The following is a 15322-nucleotide window of genomic DNA, read 5'->3' on the forward strand; positions in this document are numbered from 1 at the left end:
TTTACGGTGAGTGGAACTTAGTTTGCATGATCCACTTTGCGTTGCAAAGCGGCAATGGTCAGGTTCAGTGCGAAGCCCAGCACACAGATCCAGACCAGGGGTACAAACATATCAAGCGTGCGGTAACTGCGAGCGGCGGCGGTCAGCATATGGCCCAGACCGTCGGTGGAGGCAATCATCTCGGCCAGAAAGACCACTACGCAGGCAATCACGCCGGCCACCCGCACACCGGCCAGCACCGTCGGGCTGATGGCGGGCAAAATGATTTTCCATAGGCAGGCACTGCGGGAGGTGCCTGCGGCACGTGCCGACCAGATCAGCTTGCGGTCCACCGTTTGCGCCGCCACCCAACTGGCCATCAGCACAGGGAAAATGGCATCCGAGACCACCAGCGCAATTTTCGATGCGCTTTCAAACCCCATGATCAAGATCAGTGCCGGGTAAAGGGCGATCTTGGGGATAGGGGCCAGCAAACGGATCAGTGCATCCAGCAGAAACGAGCTCCAGCGTGTCAGTTGGGCAATCAGGGCCAGGGCGACCCCGGCCACACAGGCAATCAGCAAACCGCTGATCAGACGGTAGACGGTGATGCCCAGGTTCTGCCAGAAGTCAGCCTGACCGGCCAGCTCCAATACCCGCATCAAAATGGCAGAAGGGGCAGGCAACAACTGCGGGCTGACCCAGCCCGAGCGGGTACACAGCTCCCAGATAATCAGCAAGATGGCCGGGCTGATGCACAAAGACAGACCGGACAGATCCCGGCGCCTGGCCGGGCGGGTTTCAGTAGAACGCATAGCTTGTCCCGATGAGGCTAAGGTTTTAGTGGTCATCGCGTCATCCTTTGTCCATCAGGCCCTGGGTAGAGTCATGCCAGTGCGTGCAGCGCTTGCGCACGAACTCAAACAAGGCGTCAAAGGCAATGCCCAGGACCGCCAGCAGCATGATGACCGCATACACCGTGGAGTACTGCGCCATATCCATAGAGGTGAACAGCAGATTGCCGATGCCTTCCTGACGCGCAATCATCTCGGAGGACACCATCACGATCAGCGCCATGACCACGCCGACGCGGCAGCCAATCATGACTTCCGGCAAAGAGGCGGGCAGTACGATCTTGCCCAGACGGGCCAGTGGACCCATACCCATGGACTGGGCTACCCAGATCAGCTTGGGCTCGATACGGGTTGCACCGTGATAGCTGTGATAGAGCAAAGGCAGGGACACGCCCAGCGCAATGACCAGAATTTTGGAGAAATCCCCCAGACCGAACCACAGCATCAAGATTGGCATCAAGGCCGCTTTGGGCATGGGATAAGCCAGGGCCACCAAGGGATAGAAGGCGGTATAGACCAGGCGGCTGCGGCCCATGGCCAAACCCAGCGGTACGGCCACGACCAGCGCCAGGGCATAGCCCGTAAACATGCGGCCTACTGACTGCAGGATGGCCGACCAGGCCATCGGGTCGCTGATCAGGGCGGGTAGTTCACCCAGAGCCGCCCAGGGGCTGGGGAAGGAGTCCAGCTCTACCCAACGGGCCAGTCCTGCCCAGGCCAGCAGCACCAGAATGGCCGCCATGACCAAAGAGGCCCAGCGATGTTCATACCAGTGCTGTGGCGTCATGGGTGGGCCTCCGCCATCAAGGATTGCTCCAGACGAATAATGGTTTCCTGATAGACCGGATTGCGCAACAGCTCGCTACGGATGCGGGGGCGGGGCAAGTCAATCTCCACCACTTCCTTGATGCGGCCAGGCGAGCCAGTCATGACAATCACGGTATCGGACAGAAAGACCGCTTCGTCCACGCCGTGTGTCACAAAGACCACGGTATTGCGCAACTGCTCCCACAAGCTGAGCAGTTCCGTTTGCAGGGTGACGCGCGTATGGGCATCCAGCGCCCCGAAGGGTTCGTCCATCAGCAGAATGTCCGGCTCATAGGCCAGGGTGCGGGCAATGGCCGCGCGCTGACGCATGCCGCCGGACAGTTCACGAGGATAGAAGGCGGCGTAAGGCCCCAGCTTGACCTTGTCCAACCATTCGCTGGCGCGTTGTTCGGCCTGGGCTTTAGGCATGCCTTGTTCGCGCATGCCGTAGGCCACGTTTCCCAACACGGTTTTCCAGGGAAACAGAGCATATTCCTGAAACACCGGGCCCCGGTCTGGACCTGGGCCAGTAATGGGCTTGCCCTTGACGCGGATCTGGCCGCTGGAGCAGGACTCAAAGCCCCCTAACATATAGAGCAGGGTGCTTTTGCCGCAACCGCTGGGCCCCAGAATAGACACAAAGCGCCCTGCCGGAATGCTCAGGGCGATGTCTTGCAGGGCCGTATGACTGTGGCCCTGCCGGGTGTTAAAGGTTTTACCGACACCATCCAGTTCAATCATGGTTTGGCCTCGCGTAAATCAGCCCGGTAAAAATCCTGCACGTTCAAGGCTTCTTTCAGGAAACCGGCCTTGTGGTAGCGGTCATAGGTGCCTTGAATGGACTCCAGATCGGGCTGCATGTCGGGCACACGTGCAAAGTCCTTGTCGGTGAACAGGTATTGGGCTAGCAAGTCCTTGGGGGCGCGGGTGATTTGGGCGGTGACTTCCACGGCCAATGCTGGATCCTTGCTGAGCATGCTCATGGCAGTTTTCAAATCCTGTACGTAGGCGCGTACCACTTCGGGGTTGGCATCGCTATAGGATTTGCTGCAGGCCTCGAAAATTTGTACCGACGGGCTGGCCACTTCGGACAGGGAAAACAGCTTGCGCAAGCCGCCTTTCTTTTCATTCAGCAGGGCAAAGGGTTGGGCCATGGGACCGGCATCAATGCGGCCACTGCGAACGGCGTCAGCCGCAGGCGGAAAACCGGTTTCAACGATTTTCACATCCTTGTCCGGGTCAATGCCGTTTTGACGCAGCCACAGCAGCATGTCGAAGTACACCCCGGCACCGTAGGCGTTGGTGCCGATGACCTTGCCTTTCAGGTCCGCTGCCGTCTTGATCGGGCTGTCTTCTTTCACGGCCCAATAGACGGAGAAGTGCTTATCGTCCGAGTGCACGTGCTGGGCCACGATATAGGCTTCCAGACCGCTTTCAATCGCGCCATTGGCCAGCGACATGGGGGCCATGGTGGAGCACTCCAATACACCGGCCCGCATGGCTTGCACCATGGGCGAGGTGCCCTGGAACTGGGTCCACTGGATTTGATATTTCTTGCCCAATTGCGGGAACAGCTCGGGGCGCTTGGCCATCAGATACTTGGCTTCCTCGCCCGGAATGGTCCAGCCTACCCGCAGGGTGGGGACTTCCTGAGCCTGGCTCAGACCGTGACAACTCATCAGGGCAAACAACAACGCAGCGGTTTTTTTCATCGCCGGGCCGCCCCAAGATGAAAGGTGCCCTCTTGGAGGGCAGCAAGCCGAAGGCGCAGCGTGGGTGTCTTTTTTCATTCCTGTGTCTCCTTGGCAAGGTGTTCGGCGCGGGCAGGGGCCAGGCCGATGTGATCCAGCATTCCCAGTACGCGGGCCAGCACGTCACGGCGGTATGCCTGTTGCTGGTCCACTGGGTATTCGTGAAAGCCCTGTCCGCTACGCAGACCGTTACGTCCACTTTCCATATAGCGGGTGATGATGTCGGGTACGGCGTAGCGTTCCGGGTCCAGGTTCTGCGACAAGTACTGTCCGGCGTGATACAGAATGTCGTTGCCGCCGTAGTCGATGAACTCCAGCACGCCGATGCTGGCAAAGCGAAAGCCCAGGCCGTAGCGGGTGGCTTTATCAATATCCGCCGCGCTGGCCACGCCTTCTTCCACCATGCGAGCGGCCTCGTTCATGATCAGGGTTTGCAGACGCGGGACGATGAAACCGGGGTGGCAGCCACAGACTACGGGCACTTTGCCGATGGACTCCAGATTGCTTTGCAGACGGTTCAAGGTCTGCTCGCTGGTGCCGGGGTGGGCGCTGATTTCAACCAGCGGAATCAGGAAGGCCGGGTTGAGCCAGTGCGCGTTCAGGAAACGCTCGGGATGGCTCAACATGGGGGCCAGATCCGAGGCCAGCATGGTGGAGGTGGTGGAGGCGATCAGCGCATCGGGCTGGGCCAGTTCACCGATACGACCCAGAGCGTCGGTCTTGGCTGCTAGGGTTTCGGGCACGCCTTCGTAAATCAGATCTGCCTGGCCCAACACGTGCGCCGCTTCGCTCAAGGGAGCGACGCCGATGCAGGCCAGATAGCCGTCGATTTGCTCGGCGGCGAACATGCCCAGGTCGGCCAACTGTTCCAGCGTGGCACGTAACTCCTGACGTATTTCGGCTTCCAGGCGGGCGCTATCGGCAGGCTGCCGGGGTTTGAAATCCAGTAAGGTCACGGCTTGGCCGCGCAGCGCATAGGCCAGGGCAATGCCCCGCCCCATGCGACCTGCGCCCACCGCAACGACACGTTGGATCGGGGCGGGCGTGCTCATCAGGCTCTCCCGGCGTGCAGCATCTCTTGCAATTGCTCGCGGCTCATCGTGTCCAGACCCAGGCTGGCCAGTGTACGTTGGCCCTGGCGCAGATCTTCACCCACGATGGCACCGGCAATCGCCAGCAAGCCTTTGGTGACGGGGGCGTCCACACCGGCCCAGTCGGCTACGGAAGCGAAGAAGGCCAGACCCAGCATGGTGTCTTCACGCATGTAGCGGTGCTCGTGCAGGTCGATCTTCTCGCGCCAGTCGCCGCTTTTTACCAGCTTGGAGTGCGAGGAACGGTCGCCATACATCCACTGGTCGTTTTCGTAGTGGTCGGACAGGGGGAAGTGCGGGGCACCGTAGCCCAGCGCTTCACGAATACGCATGCGTTCATTGTCCAGCTGCGTGGTCACGGCACGTACCGAGGGCTGAGTGCCTTCGTTATGAATATCCCAGGCCGGGAAATGCTCCAGCGGGCCTGCGTTCATCATGATCAGCGGGGGGTGGATGATGGGGCCGGCATTCATCAGGGCGCCGGACAGGGCATCTTCGCAGCGCTCCACGCTGGGGAACACTTTGCCAATCACCTCCAGGGCGTGATCGGTATTGCGCGCCGGGTACACGCCGGTAGGCAGGCGGGTGGCGCGGGTGGTGATGTTGATGACGGTATCGCCATGCTTGCGGGCCAGCCAGGGCAGGGTGCCGGTTTCGGCCCAACTGACATCGGCCTTGTTGCCGGTGCCGCGCACGATCTCGCTCATGATGAAGGAGCCAAAGGTGCCCGGTGGCAGGAACACGACCTGGCCGTCTGTCAGGTGAAGGGCCATGACGCGGGCAATATCGGTTTGTGCAATGGCGGGCGAAGGGATCAGTACCAGATCGGCACCGGCGATGGCCTCGCCAATATCCGCGCAGACCTTGGCAATGGGGATGTCGCGCTCGCCTGCTTCGTCTTTCAGTGTCATGACTGGGCGGTCCAGCAAGGGCTGCAGCTGAGCCGTATCACGGCGCCACAAACGTACTTCGTGGCCCTGCTCGCTCAAGTCTGCCGCTGCTGCGTAACAACCGTGCCCGCCACCTAATACCGCTACCTTCATATTCGTCTCCAATCTCTTTTTTTGATTTCTATGCACTTGCATATAAATACAGACTAAAAGAAGTTGAGGCCTAAAACAAGAGGACGAATGGGGGGAGTTACCCTAGGGCGGGAAAACTTGGATACGAAGTGAAAAGGCACCCAGTGCCCGCAAGAAAAAAGCGGCTAAGCCGCGCCGCAGGCCAGTTCCAGCGCACGCAGGGTGGCTTGTGCCAGCACATGGCCGTGACCGGCTCCGGGCAGAACATGCAACTTGGCCTGCATGCCTTGGGCTTGCAGGTGCGCTTGCAGTTTTTGCATGGTGGGCAGGGTAGGCACGCCATTTTTGCGTCCGTCCGGCCCTGCTGCCTGAGCGCTCAGCGGATACCAGGCCTCTGAGGCACCGGCCAGAATATCTACCTGCACCGGCTTGCCCAATTGCTCCAGCAAGGTCCAGATCAGGGGATCGTGCCACCACAAAGAAGGGCTGGCGCACAGGTAATGATGAATGGGTAGGCTGTGCTGGCTAAGGGCATACAGCACGAATAAGCCGGCGTAGGAATGACCGTACAGGCTGATACGCGAACGGGTTAGTGCGGGTTCTACCCTTTGGGCCAATGCCAGCACCATGCGTACTTGTTCGATCATGGCTGGGGCGCCACCGGCTTGCCACTGAGGGACGCGCGGGTCTTCCCATAAACCACCGTCCGGGCCGGGCGGGGTGTAATCCAGAGCGCGATAGCGGGTGATCTGATCGCGTTCGCCTTGATAGCCCAGCGACAAAATGGCGCAGCGTTCCAGGGCGGGGTGACCGCTTTCTTCCAGCAAGGGCAAGGTCCACTGACCATCGAGCAGGCACAGCAAAGGCAGAGGGCCTTGTTCGGGCTTGCCGTCCGGCAGGCGCAGCAAGACGTGATGGGGATGGCCGCCCGCAGGCGGCAGCTCTAGTGGAATCAGGCGCGACATGAAGGCTTAGGAGGCGGGCTTCAGATCAATCATGTAGGTGCCTTCCATCGGCACGGTCAGGAAACGCTGATTCACTTCCTCTAGTGTTTTCAGGGCCGAGACACCTTCAAAACGATCCGGGTGAATCCAGCTTGCCAGTGCTTCGATAAAGATCATGTGCAAAGGCGAATCGTTAAAGGCGTGCCAGATACCGTGGCTATTGCCGCTGCGTACGGCAGGCAAGGCCTGCAGACGGTTGCCGTCGATAATGGCTTGCAGGCTTTCACGGGCTTGCTCCGGTGTCACGCCTGTGCCAATGGTCAGGCCACCGGAGGTCGTACGCTTGCCTGCGCCTGTGCCGGTGGCCACATAGACCACCGGGGCACGGGAATGGATGTATTCAAAGTTCAGCTTGCCAGTGGCGCTTTTCAGGACATCGGCACCAATATTGTGGCCGCCTGCATAGGTGATCATGTCGTTGAAGGTGCCTGCGCCGGGCGAGTTGCAGCAGTCCGTGCTGCCAGCATGGGCATGGACAAAAACGGGCGGGTGATCTTCCTTGGGCAGATCAGCCAGTCGCTGGGCCACGCCTTGCATGTGTTCTTCGTAAAACTGGATGAACTCGTCGGTGCGCTCTTTTTCACCCACGGCGTAGCCCAATGCGCGCAGGCTGGGTACGGTGTTCTCCAGTGGATTGACAAAGAAGTCGATCACGATGACGGGCACTTTGGCGGCAGTAAGGCGCTGGATCAGCGCCGAGTCGCGTGTGTCCTGGCCGGGTGTCAGGCCCGCAAAGGCGGCGGTCAGTACCACCAAATCGGGGCGCAGAGCCAAGGCTTGCTCGACCGAGAAGGTATCAGCGGTATGGCGGCCCACAATAGGAATATTGGCCAGTTGTGGGTAGCGCTTCAGGTAGGTGTTGTATTCGTTGGAGAATGAGGTCTTGAATTCGTCCGACCAACCGGCAATCAGCGTGGCGGGTTCGGGGTGGACCAAAGCCAATACCGGAAAATGGCGCGCCTGGGTCAGCACAATACGTTTGGCCGGGCCGGGCAGGGTAACGGTACGACCCATGGCATCGGTAACTTCGATGGGCTGGGCTTGCACACCCAAAGGCAAGAGCAAGGTCAGCGACAACAGTAGGTGGCGCAGGATGTTCATGGGTTCTCCGAAGGTCACAGCACAGGCTCTTGCAGCCCGTCGATGATGATTTGCAAGGTGCCTTGTGAGCAACTCTCCACGCGGGCACGTACGCCATAAGCCTGGGCCAGCGAGGTGGGGGTAATGACGTTGGACGGTTCCCCTTGCGCCAGCAGCCCACCGCCTTCAATCATCAGCGCATAGTCGCTATGGCGCAGGGCCACGTTCAGGTCATGCAGCACGATCAGGGTGATCAGATTATTGTCGTGGGTCTCCTGGGCCAGCAAATCCATGACGTGGAATTGATAGTTCAGGTCCAGGGCGGACAAGGGTTCATCGAGCAGCAGCAAAGTCGGCTTGCGAATCAAGGCTTGTGCCAGGCCCACCAGTTGCTTCTGGCCACCTGAGAGCTGGTCCAGATAGTGCATGGACAGGTGTGCAATGCCCAGACGCTGCAGGATATGCATGATGTGCTCATGGTCCACATCACGGGCATGCCCGCCGGGGGCTGAGGCATTGGCCGCCACCAGCACGGATTCAAATACCCGCAGGTGGACCGATGCCGGTAGGGACTGGGGCAGGTACACCACTTTTTGGGCACGCTGCTCGAAGCTGATGCCGCTCAGCTCCTGACCGTCCAGCAAGATCTTGCCGGTGGTGGGCTTGAGCAACCCTGCCAGGGACTTGAGCAGAGTGGATTTGCCGCTGCCGTTGGGGCCCAGCAAAGCCACCAACTGACCGGGCTGCAAAGGCTCGATGGTCAGCTTGGACAGGATTTCGCGTTTGCCGTAAGACAGGCTCAGATCGTGGACTTCAAGCATGGTTCACTTTATTTGGCGGCGCAGCACAACGCCCAGGAAGAAGGGCACACCCACCAGCGAGGTGACAATGCCGACCGGGATGATGATGCCCGGCACAATGTTTTTTGAGGCAATCGAGGCCAGCGACAGAATCACCCCCCCGACCAGCGCACTGCCAGGCAGGTAGAAACGGTGATCTTCACCAAATAGACGGCGGGCAATATGCGGGGCAATCAGGCCCACAAAGCCGATGGTGCCCACAAAGGACACGGCCAGCGCGGCCAGCAAGCTGATGCGCAGCAGGGACACCAGACGCAGGCGCGAGACGTTGATACCAAAGCTGGTGGCGCGGTCTTCACCCAGACGCAAAGCGGTCAGCTTCCAGGTATCACGTAGGGACAGCGGCAGGATCAGCGCAAACACCGCCAGCATGATACCGACCTTGCCCCAGGACGAGCGTGACAGGCTACCCATGGTCCAGAACACCAGCCCCTGCAGGGCCTCGGCGCTGGCCACAAATTGCACCAGCGAGACCAACGCGTTAAAGGAGAACACCAGTGCAATGCCAAACAGCACCAGGTTGGCGGTGCTCATGGCGCCCCAGCGGGCCACCGCATCGAGCAAAAAGGCGGACAGCAAGGCAAAAATAAAGGCGTTGGCAGCAATGGTCCAGGCTTGCGGAATGCCAGGAATCGACAAGTCCAGCACAATCGCCAGGGACGCGCCAAAGGCCGCCGCCGAGGAAATCCCCAAGGTAAAGGGGCTGGCCAGCGGGTTATTCAGGATGGTCTGCATTTCCGCGCCGGACAGCCCCAGCGCTAAACCAATGGCCATGGCCATCAGGGCGTAAGGCAGGCGGATTTCCCAGACGATGACGCGGGTGGTTGGGTCGGACTGTTCCGGATAGAACAGAGCGTGGCTTAGCTCACCCAAGCTAAGGCCCGACGGCCCCAACATGAAGTCGGCCACAATCGAGGCCAAAATCACAAGGACCAGCGCACCTACCAGGAGCCAGCGACGTCTGAGGATATGTTGATAGTCGGCCAGGGCAGGGGCCGGAACAGCGGATGTGGACATTAAGAGTCTGAATGATAACCGTTTACATAGAAAGAAAGTATAGTTCATTGGCTAGGGTCTGTTAACACTAAAAGCAGCCCGCTTCGGGCCGGCTGTTTGTGCTTGTAGACCGATGCCTCTAACGTGCTGACCGCGATTCTTTTATGCCGCTTGAACACCTGGATTTTCTTTCCCCATTGGGCCGACAGTATCGTCTGACTTTGGCCTGGCCGGACACGCCAGCACCTGCGGATGGCTGGCCATTGCTGTGTGTGCTTGATCTACCGCAATTTGATGCGGTGCTGGCCACCTGTGAAAAGCAGGCTCCACAAGCCTGTGCGGTGTTGGGGATCGGTTATGGCGGGCAGGTCTGGCGCGACCAGGACTTCACGCCCGCGCTAAATGGGGACGCGGGCCACGCGCCGGATTTTCTGGCCATGATGCAAGACGTGTTCTTGCCTTGGGCCTACGCACAAGCGCCCTTGAATGTGCAACGGCGGTTGCTTGGCGGTCATTCCCTGGGAGGCCTGTTTGCCTTGCAACTGCTGTATCAGCAGCCGGAATTGTTCGATGCGCTGGTGGTGTCCAGCCCCTCGGTCTGGTGGGGGGAGGGCTATCTGGCTCGACTGCTTGCTCAACCCTTGCCCAAAGCCGCTTTGACGATGCCTGTGCAGCTCTCCGTTGGCGAGTTCGAGCAAAGCCTGGGCCCGGCAGAGAAAGCCATGCCCGAGGACAAGCGCGAGCTGCGTCGCTTGCGTTTGCAAGCGCGCCGCATGGTCGATGGCACACGCGAACTGGCGCAGGCTTTGGCGCAACAACAAGGTGGTGAACCGCGTTTTCGCATCGTGCCGGGCTGCAATCACAGTCAGTCCGGTTTGGTCGCCTTGCCGCAAGGCTGTCTGGAATGGTTGGCTGATTAGTGGTATCGCTGGCTTTGTTTAGATGTGTCGCTGTTTTGCTACCGCGCTAGGCGATGGGGCCGTCTCTGACGCCTTGGGCGACCTTTTATCCCGACTTGGTTGGACACGCCGCTGCGGTTGCGTCGAGGCTGACCGCGTATGTGCTTGGCTCTGAGCCATCCAATGCGGCTTTGGTTTACTTGTTCTGCCTGCGTTGACTCGCTTCCTTCTTGATCGTGTGCTGGGATGGCCCGGTTTCTTTCTGTCCACCAAGACGTTCAGCACGGTGATGGCATGTATCCTCTGACCGTACCGGAGCAGACCCGTATAATGCTGCTCATGCTGGCTTGAACCGGCTTTTCTGCCCTTCTCGTTCTCCTCTTCCCGTATTTTCAGGTCCCCGCCCTATGGCTGCGCGTCGCGCTTCGTCTGTTTCCGATTCCCCCGTCCCCACTCAAGCGGGTTTGCTGCTCCATCCCCAATGGCTGGATTATCCGCGTCTGGAGGGAGTGGCTCGTCAGGTCGCCAAAAAAGCGCGTTATCAGGACCGGGCAGGCATACGACGCCTGTGGCTGAAAGCCTGGCGCTTGCCGCAGGATGCCGCTTTTTTCAATCAGATCATTGCTGCTGAACTGGGTTTGAAGGATGCGGACCAGCGCCTGCAGTCCCAAGGGGTGCCTGAGGTCGTGATTCGTACCCTGCGTCTGCTCTATCAAATGAGTGCAGACAAGCTGGAGGCGGATGTGTATGAAACCTTGCGCGAGCAACTGCTTGAACAGCGCGGCCAATTGGCCGGAGCGATTGCTTCCCAGTCTTTGCCTTTAAGCGAGAACTGGCCCGATGCCGAACGCGGTCCGCGCTTGCAGGCTTTGGTACAGGCCTGGCAGTCCTTGCCTTTGGCGCAAACCTATTTGTGGCAGTTGCAGGCCGAACAGCGCGATCGCGATCAACGTGCCCAGCGCTGGGAGCAGGCTCAGAAAGAACGTGAGCAAGCCCGTCAAAAAGAACAAAACGACAAGCAGCGCAAGTTCGATCAAGCCCAGGCGCGGTTGACCGCTTGGCTGAAAGAGCAGGGTTGCGAGCCGCAGCGCATCACCCTGGAGGCCTTTGAGGGCCTGCAAGCCGGTGAACCTGCCCACTGGTTCATGACCGTGTATGGCCGCAATGCCAGTGCCGCTGTCTTGACTCAAGAGTTCAAGCTGGATGCCGAGCAGCAGGAGTTTCTGTTGCAGGCCCAAGCACAACGTCAGGAACGTCAGCGCGAGCAACGCCAGCAGCGTTGGGCCTGGGAGCAGGCGTGCATCGGTTCGGAAGAAACCATGGCCTTGCTGGGTATTACCCGTCAGGAATACGAGCTGTGGCTGGCTGATCGCCGCTTGCCCAGCACCAAGCTGGAAGTGCGTGGCGCAGCCGCTGGCGGGCGTGATCGTATTGCCCATCATCCGGATTTGCTGGTGGCCATTGACCAGAACCAGATTGAGCAATGGCGCGAGCAGCACGCCAGCACCTTGAGCAATCGTGAACGTGTGCAGTATCAGCGCGCTGCTGACCGTGCTCGCACGCAATGGCGTCAGCAACAAGTGCTGAATCAGATCAAGACGCAAGAGGCATGCGATTACGACATTGATCCGGAAGATCCGCAGCGCCTGTGGTGGCACAAGGATTTGTGGCTGGCCGTGAATGTGTCCGTAGCGGGGGAGCGCCAGCACTGGCGTGCCAATGTGCGTATGCAGGCTGCCGTGCCTTTGCCACGTACCGGCTCGGAGCTGGACAGATTACCCGCCCGTGTCACGGTCTTGTTCAATACGGCGGCTCAAAACCGTCTGTCCCAGCGCTTGGAAGATTCGCTGGAGGCATTTTTGCAAACGCAGCGCCCCTTGATTGATGGCTCGTCCTTCCTGGAGCTGGCCAAAGCCTTGCGCATGGCTCTGGAAGAAGGCATCGAGCAAAAGGAAATTGAAGCTGGAGATTTTGAGAAACGTCTGCTCAATGGCCCGGTGCGTCGCATTCTGGAAAGCGTGGAGCAGCAACGCGCCCAGGATTTGATGCGCCTGGGCGATTTCCCGGAAATGTTCAGTCTGGCCCGTGGTATCCGTCGCCATCTGGTGTTCCGTTTGGGGCCGACCAACTCGGGCAAGACGCACGAGGCCTTGGAGGCCCTGATGGAAGCCCGGTCCGGCGTGTATTTGGCGCCGTTGCGACTGCTGGCCATGGAAGTGCGCGACCGCTTGATGAATGCTGGTATCCCCTGCAATCTGGTGACGGGTGAAGAGCGCGTGATGGTGCCCGGTGCCCAGCACACTGCCTGCACGGTCGAGATGATGGACCCCACGATGGAAGTGCGTGTGGCCGTCCTGGACGAGATTCAAATGCTGCAAGACGAGCAGCGTGGCTGGGCCTGGACGGCAGCCTTGGTCGGTGTGCCAGCCCGTACTCTGTTTGTCTGTGGTGACGCTTCGGTTTTGCGTCCGTGCGAGCGTCTGGTGCGCTCCATGCAAGAGACCATGGAGCTGGAGTTTACCGAACGCAAAACTCCGCTGGAAGTCATGCCTTATCCGGTTGAGCCGCCGCGTGCGACGGGCAAGCAAGGGCGTCAGGAAGCGCCGTGGCGGGGTCGTAAAGACCGTCAACGCGAGGCTCAGGGCGTGTCCAAGGGCGATGCGGTGGTGGCCTTTACCCGTAAGGACGTATTGACGCTAAGCGCTCGTTACCGCGCCCAAGGCTGGAAAGTTGCCACGATTTACGGCGCGCTGGCTCCTGAAGTGCGCCGTACCGAGTCCGAACGCTTTTCCCAAGGCGAGGCCGATGTGCTGGTGGCGACCGATGCGATTGGCATGGGCTTGAACCTGCCGATTCGCCGCGTCTTGTTCTCGACGGTGCACAAGTTCGATGGCCGCTCCATGCGTGCCCTGAACGCCACTGAAGTGCGCCAGATTGCCGGACGGGCAGGCCGCTACGGTCTGTACCCCAAAGGCTATGTGGGGGCGATGGACAAGCAGGACCTGAATCATATTCGCACCCAATTGCAGAGCGAAGCCCCCAGCGTGGATTTGCGCTTGCCTATTGCACCCAGCCCTGAGCACGTGCAGGCGCTGGCGTCTTTATTGGATAACAACAATATTGGCGCAGTGCTCCAATATTTTGCGCAAAAAGTGGCCTCTGACAGCCCCTTGTTCCAGACAGCAGGCTTGAAAGACGCTATTGAACTGGGCTTTTGTGTAGACCGTCTGGCACCCAAGCTGGATCTGCGTGAGAAGTTTACCTTTGCGTGTGCGCCGGTGTCTGTGGATAAAGATACCGAGCTGGATTACTTCAAGCGTTGCCTGTCCGCCTATGTGGCACAACGCCCCATGGCCTTGCCACCGGCTCCGTCCTGGCTGAAATCTGCCAGCCCCTCCCGTCTGGAAGATGCCGAATTGTTGAGCAAGCAGATCAGCCTTTATGCCTGGTTCAGCATGAAGTTCCCGCAAGTGTTTGACCAGGGCCCGTGGTTGCCGGAAGTGCGCTCTCAAGTCAGCCGCTTTATTGAACGCAGCCTGCTGCATCAAAGCGGTTTTGGGCAGACCAGCCGCGAGGCTTATGGGACACCGTCGCCGGGCAGACGCTGAGTTGTCTTAGTCCTTACCGAGCGAGCGAGAGCAGAAACAGGCGGGCTTAATCCAGCTTATATCGTTTGATACACTACGCCTTGTGCGGATATGTCCGTACGGTCCGGTTAAGGGGTACCATGCCCCTATCCCTGCGCCAGTTCTGGCGCCCTCCTGTTTTCCAAAGCTATCTATGAATTACCGCAAGCTGACCTTGGTGTTGGCGGCGTTGGCGATGCTGGGGCCTTTTGCTACCGATGCCTATCTGCCGTCATTTCACCGCATCGGTGTTGAATTTTCCGTTGACCAGTCAATGGTTCAGCAGACCTTAAGTCTGTATCTGTTTGGTTTTGCCTTCATGAGCCTGTTCTGGGGCATGTTGTCCGACAGTTTCGGGCGGCGTCCCGTGATTCTGGCCTCCCTGATCCTGTTCTTGATCGGGTCCGTGGGCTCGGCGCTGGCCCCTAGCTTTTCTTGGCTGTTGTTCTTCCGTTTGATCCAGGGCTGTTCGGCTGGTGCGGGGCGGGTCGTCGGTCAGGCCCTGGCGCGCGACTGTGTACAAGGGGTGCAGGCCCAGCGCTTGTTTGCCCACATCACCATGGTGTTCAGTTTGGCGCCCGCTCTTGCTCCGGTAATGGGAGGCTATTTAAGCAGCTATTCGGGCTGGCGTTCCGTGTTCTGGATGCTGACGGTACTGAGCATCGGCCTGATTGCGCTGTGTTGGCGACAACTACCTGAAACCTTGCCCGTGGCATCGCGCCAGCCCTTGAAACTGTGGGTCATTTTGGCCAATTATGCACGCGCCTTGAGCAATGGCCGGTTTGTGCTGGCCATCTCGGCCATTGCATTCGCTTTTGGTGGTTTTGCCTTGTACATTTCGTCAGCGGCCAGCTTTGTGATTGGTGTGCTGGGTCTGACAGAAACCGCCTTTGCCTGGCTGTTCCTGCCCTTTATTGGGGGTATGTTGGGCGGCTCCATTCTGAATGCTCGCTTTGCCGAAAAATTGGCCCCGGCACGCATGATTCGTCTGGGCTTGTCCATCATGCTGGCTGGTGCAACCTTTAACACCGTGTATAACCTGCTGTTCCAGGCTGAAGTGCCTTGGGCGGTGATGCCTATTTTTGTGTACGCCTTTGGCATGTCGATGGCCTTGCCAGGCATGACGGTGGTGACCTTGGGCACCTTCCCCACCATGCGCGGTCTGGCTTCCTCGGTACAAAGTGCCTGGCAAATGCTCTTGTTTGCCACTGTTTCTGGTGTAGTGGCTCCGCTGTTGTTCGACAGCGGCCTGTTGCTGGCCTTGGGCATGTTGTGTGCGGCTGCCTTGTCGGCCGGGTTCTGGTGGGGCAGCCAGTTCCGCCCCAAATCGACCAAGGCTTGCACCTAAGCGGG

Annotated in this window: 13 protein-coding genes; 3 read left to right on the forward strand and 10 right to left on the reverse strand. The window is 59.4% G+C overall.

The window, feature by feature from the left end; genetic code table 11:
* Window positions 1-17: 17 nt before the first annotated feature.
* From AB7E06_RS09080 to AB7E06_RS09125, 10 genes are all read right to left on the reverse strand, one after another.
* On the reverse strand, window positions 18-830 hold the full coding sequence (locus tag AB7E06_RS09080; protein ID WP_321267471.1) for an ABC transporter permease: 813 nt from the start codon (window positions 828-830) through the stop codon (window positions 18-20).
* Between the two features lie 4 nt (window positions 831-834).
* Window positions 835-1620 (reverse strand): ABC transporter permease, encoded by a 786-nt coding sequence (locus AB7E06_RS09085; protein WP_094195377.1) that lies wholly within the window; start codon window positions 1618-1620, stop codon window positions 835-837.
* Entirely contained in the window at window positions 1617-2381 is a 765-nt protein-coding gene (locus tag AB7E06_RS09090; protein ID WP_094195378.1) for an ABC transporter ATP-binding protein, read from the reverse strand. Before AB7E06_RS09090 ends, AB7E06_RS09085 begins: the two co-directional genes overlap by 4 nt.
* The gene (locus AB7E06_RS09095) at window positions 2378-3352 is read right to left on the reverse strand and encodes an ABC transporter substrate-binding protein (protein WP_230018868.1); all 975 of its coding nucleotides are present in this window, start codon (window positions 3350-3352) and stop codon (window positions 2378-2380) included. The genes AB7E06_RS09090 and AB7E06_RS09095 overlap by 4 nt, the downstream gene beginning before the upstream one ends.
* Window positions 3353-3426: 74 nt before the next feature.
* Window positions 3427-4443, reverse strand: coding sequence for a 3-hydroxybutyryl-CoA dehydrogenase (locus tag AB7E06_RS09100; RefSeq protein ID WP_321277980.1), 1017 nt, complete (start codon window positions 4441-4443; stop codon window positions 3427-3429).
* Window positions 4443-5525: an NAD/NADP-dependent octopine/nopaline dehydrogenase family protein gene (locus AB7E06_RS09105; RefSeq protein ID WP_249460922.1), complete on the reverse strand. Its 1083-nt coding sequence runs from the start codon at window positions 5523-5525 to the stop codon at window positions 4443-4445. The genes AB7E06_RS09100 and AB7E06_RS09105 overlap by 1 nt, the downstream gene beginning before the upstream one ends.
* A gap of 164 nt (window positions 5526-5689) precedes the next feature.
* Window positions 5690-6469 carry an alpha/beta hydrolase gene (locus tag AB7E06_RS09110; protein ID WP_427956481.1) on the reverse strand — a complete coding sequence of 260 codons (780 nt, stop codon included), beginning with the start codon at window positions 6467-6469 and terminating at the stop codon, window positions 5690-5692.
* A gap of 6 nt (window positions 6470-6475) precedes the next feature.
* Complete coding sequence (locus AB7E06_RS09115) at window positions 6476-7609, reverse strand: ABC transporter substrate-binding protein (RefSeq protein WP_094195383.1); 1134 nt, start codon at window positions 7607-7609, stop codon at window positions 6476-6478.
* A gap of 14 nt (window positions 7610-7623) precedes the next feature.
* Entirely contained in the window at window positions 7624-8409 is a 786-nt protein-coding gene (locus AB7E06_RS09120; protein WP_249460925.1) for an ABC transporter ATP-binding protein, read from the reverse strand.
* A gap of 3 nt (window positions 8410-8412) precedes the next feature.
* Window positions 8413-9465, reverse strand: coding sequence for a FecCD family ABC transporter permease (locus tag AB7E06_RS09125; protein ID WP_094195385.1), 1053 nt, complete (start codon window positions 9463-9465; stop codon window positions 8413-8415).
* Between the two features lie 143 nt (window positions 9466-9608).
* Between AB7E06_RS09125 and AB7E06_RS09130 the strand changes: the two genes are divergently transcribed.
* The 3 genes from AB7E06_RS09130 to AB7E06_RS09140 all read left to right on the forward strand — a co-directional run bounded on the left by AB7E06_RS09130 (window position 9609) and on the right by AB7E06_RS09140 (window position 15317).
* On the forward strand, window positions 9609-10364 hold the full coding sequence (locus AB7E06_RS09130) for an alpha/beta fold hydrolase (RefSeq protein WP_321277981.1): 756 nt from the start codon (window positions 9609-9611) through the stop codon (window positions 10362-10364).
* Window positions 10365-10750: 386 nt separating this feature from the next.
* Window positions 10751-13951 (forward strand): helicase-related protein, encoded by a 3201-nt coding sequence (locus AB7E06_RS09135; protein ID WP_427956486.1) that lies wholly within the window; start codon window positions 10751-10753, stop codon window positions 13949-13951.
* A 172-nt stretch (window positions 13952-14123) separates the two neighbouring features.
* Window positions 14124-15317: a multidrug effflux MFS transporter gene (locus AB7E06_RS09140; protein ID WP_427956489.1), complete on the forward strand. Its 1194-nt coding sequence runs from the start codon at window positions 14124-14126 to the stop codon at window positions 15315-15317.
* Window positions 15318-15322 lie beyond the last annotated feature (5 nt).

This window comes from Alcaligenes sp., from assembly GCF_050255915.1.
Taxonomy (GTDB): domain Bacteria; phylum Pseudomonadota; class Gammaproteobacteria; order Burkholderiales; family Burkholderiaceae_B; genus Alcaligenes; species Alcaligenes aquatilis.

Excerpts from the sequence above, each read along its gene's own strand:
- AB7E06_RS09100 (WP_321277980.1), bottom strand. The coding sequence starts at position 4,443 with ATGAGCACGCCCGCCCCGATCCAACGTGTCGTTGCGGTGGGCGCAGGT.
- AB7E06_RS09140 (WP_427956489.1), top strand. The coding sequence starts at position 14,124 with ATGAATTACCGCAAGCTGACCTTGGTGTTGGCGGCGTTGGCGATGCTG.
- AB7E06_RS09110 (WP_427956481.1), bottom strand. The coding sequence starts at position 6,469 with ATGTCGCGCCTGATTCCACTAGAGCTGCCGCCTGCGGGCGGCCATCCC.
- AB7E06_RS09085 (WP_094195377.1), bottom strand. The coding sequence starts at position 1,620 with ATGACGCCACAGCACTGGTATGAACATCGCTGGGCCTCTTTGGTCATG.
- AB7E06_RS09105 (WP_249460922.1), bottom strand. The coding sequence starts at position 5,525 with ATGAAGGTAGCGGTATTAGGTGGCGGGCACGGTTGTTACGCAGCAGCG.
- AB7E06_RS09120 (WP_249460925.1), bottom strand. The coding sequence starts at position 8,409 with ATGCTTGAAGTCCACGATCTGAGCCTGTCTTACGGCAAACGCGAAATC.
- AB7E06_RS09115 (WP_094195383.1), bottom strand. The coding sequence starts at position 7,609 with ATGAACATCCTGCGCCACCTACTGTTGTCGCTGACCTTGCTCTTGCCT.
- AB7E06_RS09080 (WP_321267471.1), bottom strand. The coding sequence starts at position 830 with ATGACCACTAAAACCTTAGCCTCATCGGGACAAGCTATGCGTTCTACT.
- AB7E06_RS09090 (WP_094195378.1), bottom strand. The coding sequence starts at position 2,381 with ATGATTGAACTGGATGGTGTCGGTAAAACCTTTAACACCCGGCAGGGC.
- AB7E06_RS09130 (WP_321277981.1), top strand. The coding sequence starts at position 9,609 with ATGCCGCTTGAACACCTGGATTTTCTTTCCCCATTGGGCCGACAGTAT.
- AB7E06_RS09095 (WP_230018868.1), bottom strand. The coding sequence starts at position 3,352 with ATGAAAAAAACCGCTGCGTTGTTGTTTGCCCTGATGAGTTGTCACGGT.
- AB7E06_RS09125 (WP_094195385.1), bottom strand. The coding sequence starts at position 9,465 with ATGTCCACATCCGCTGTTCCGGCCCCTGCCCTGGCCGACTATCAACAT.
- AB7E06_RS09135 (WP_427956486.1), top strand. The coding sequence starts at position 10,751 with ATGGCTGCGCGTCGCGCTTCGTCTGTTTCCGATTCCCCCGTCCCCACT.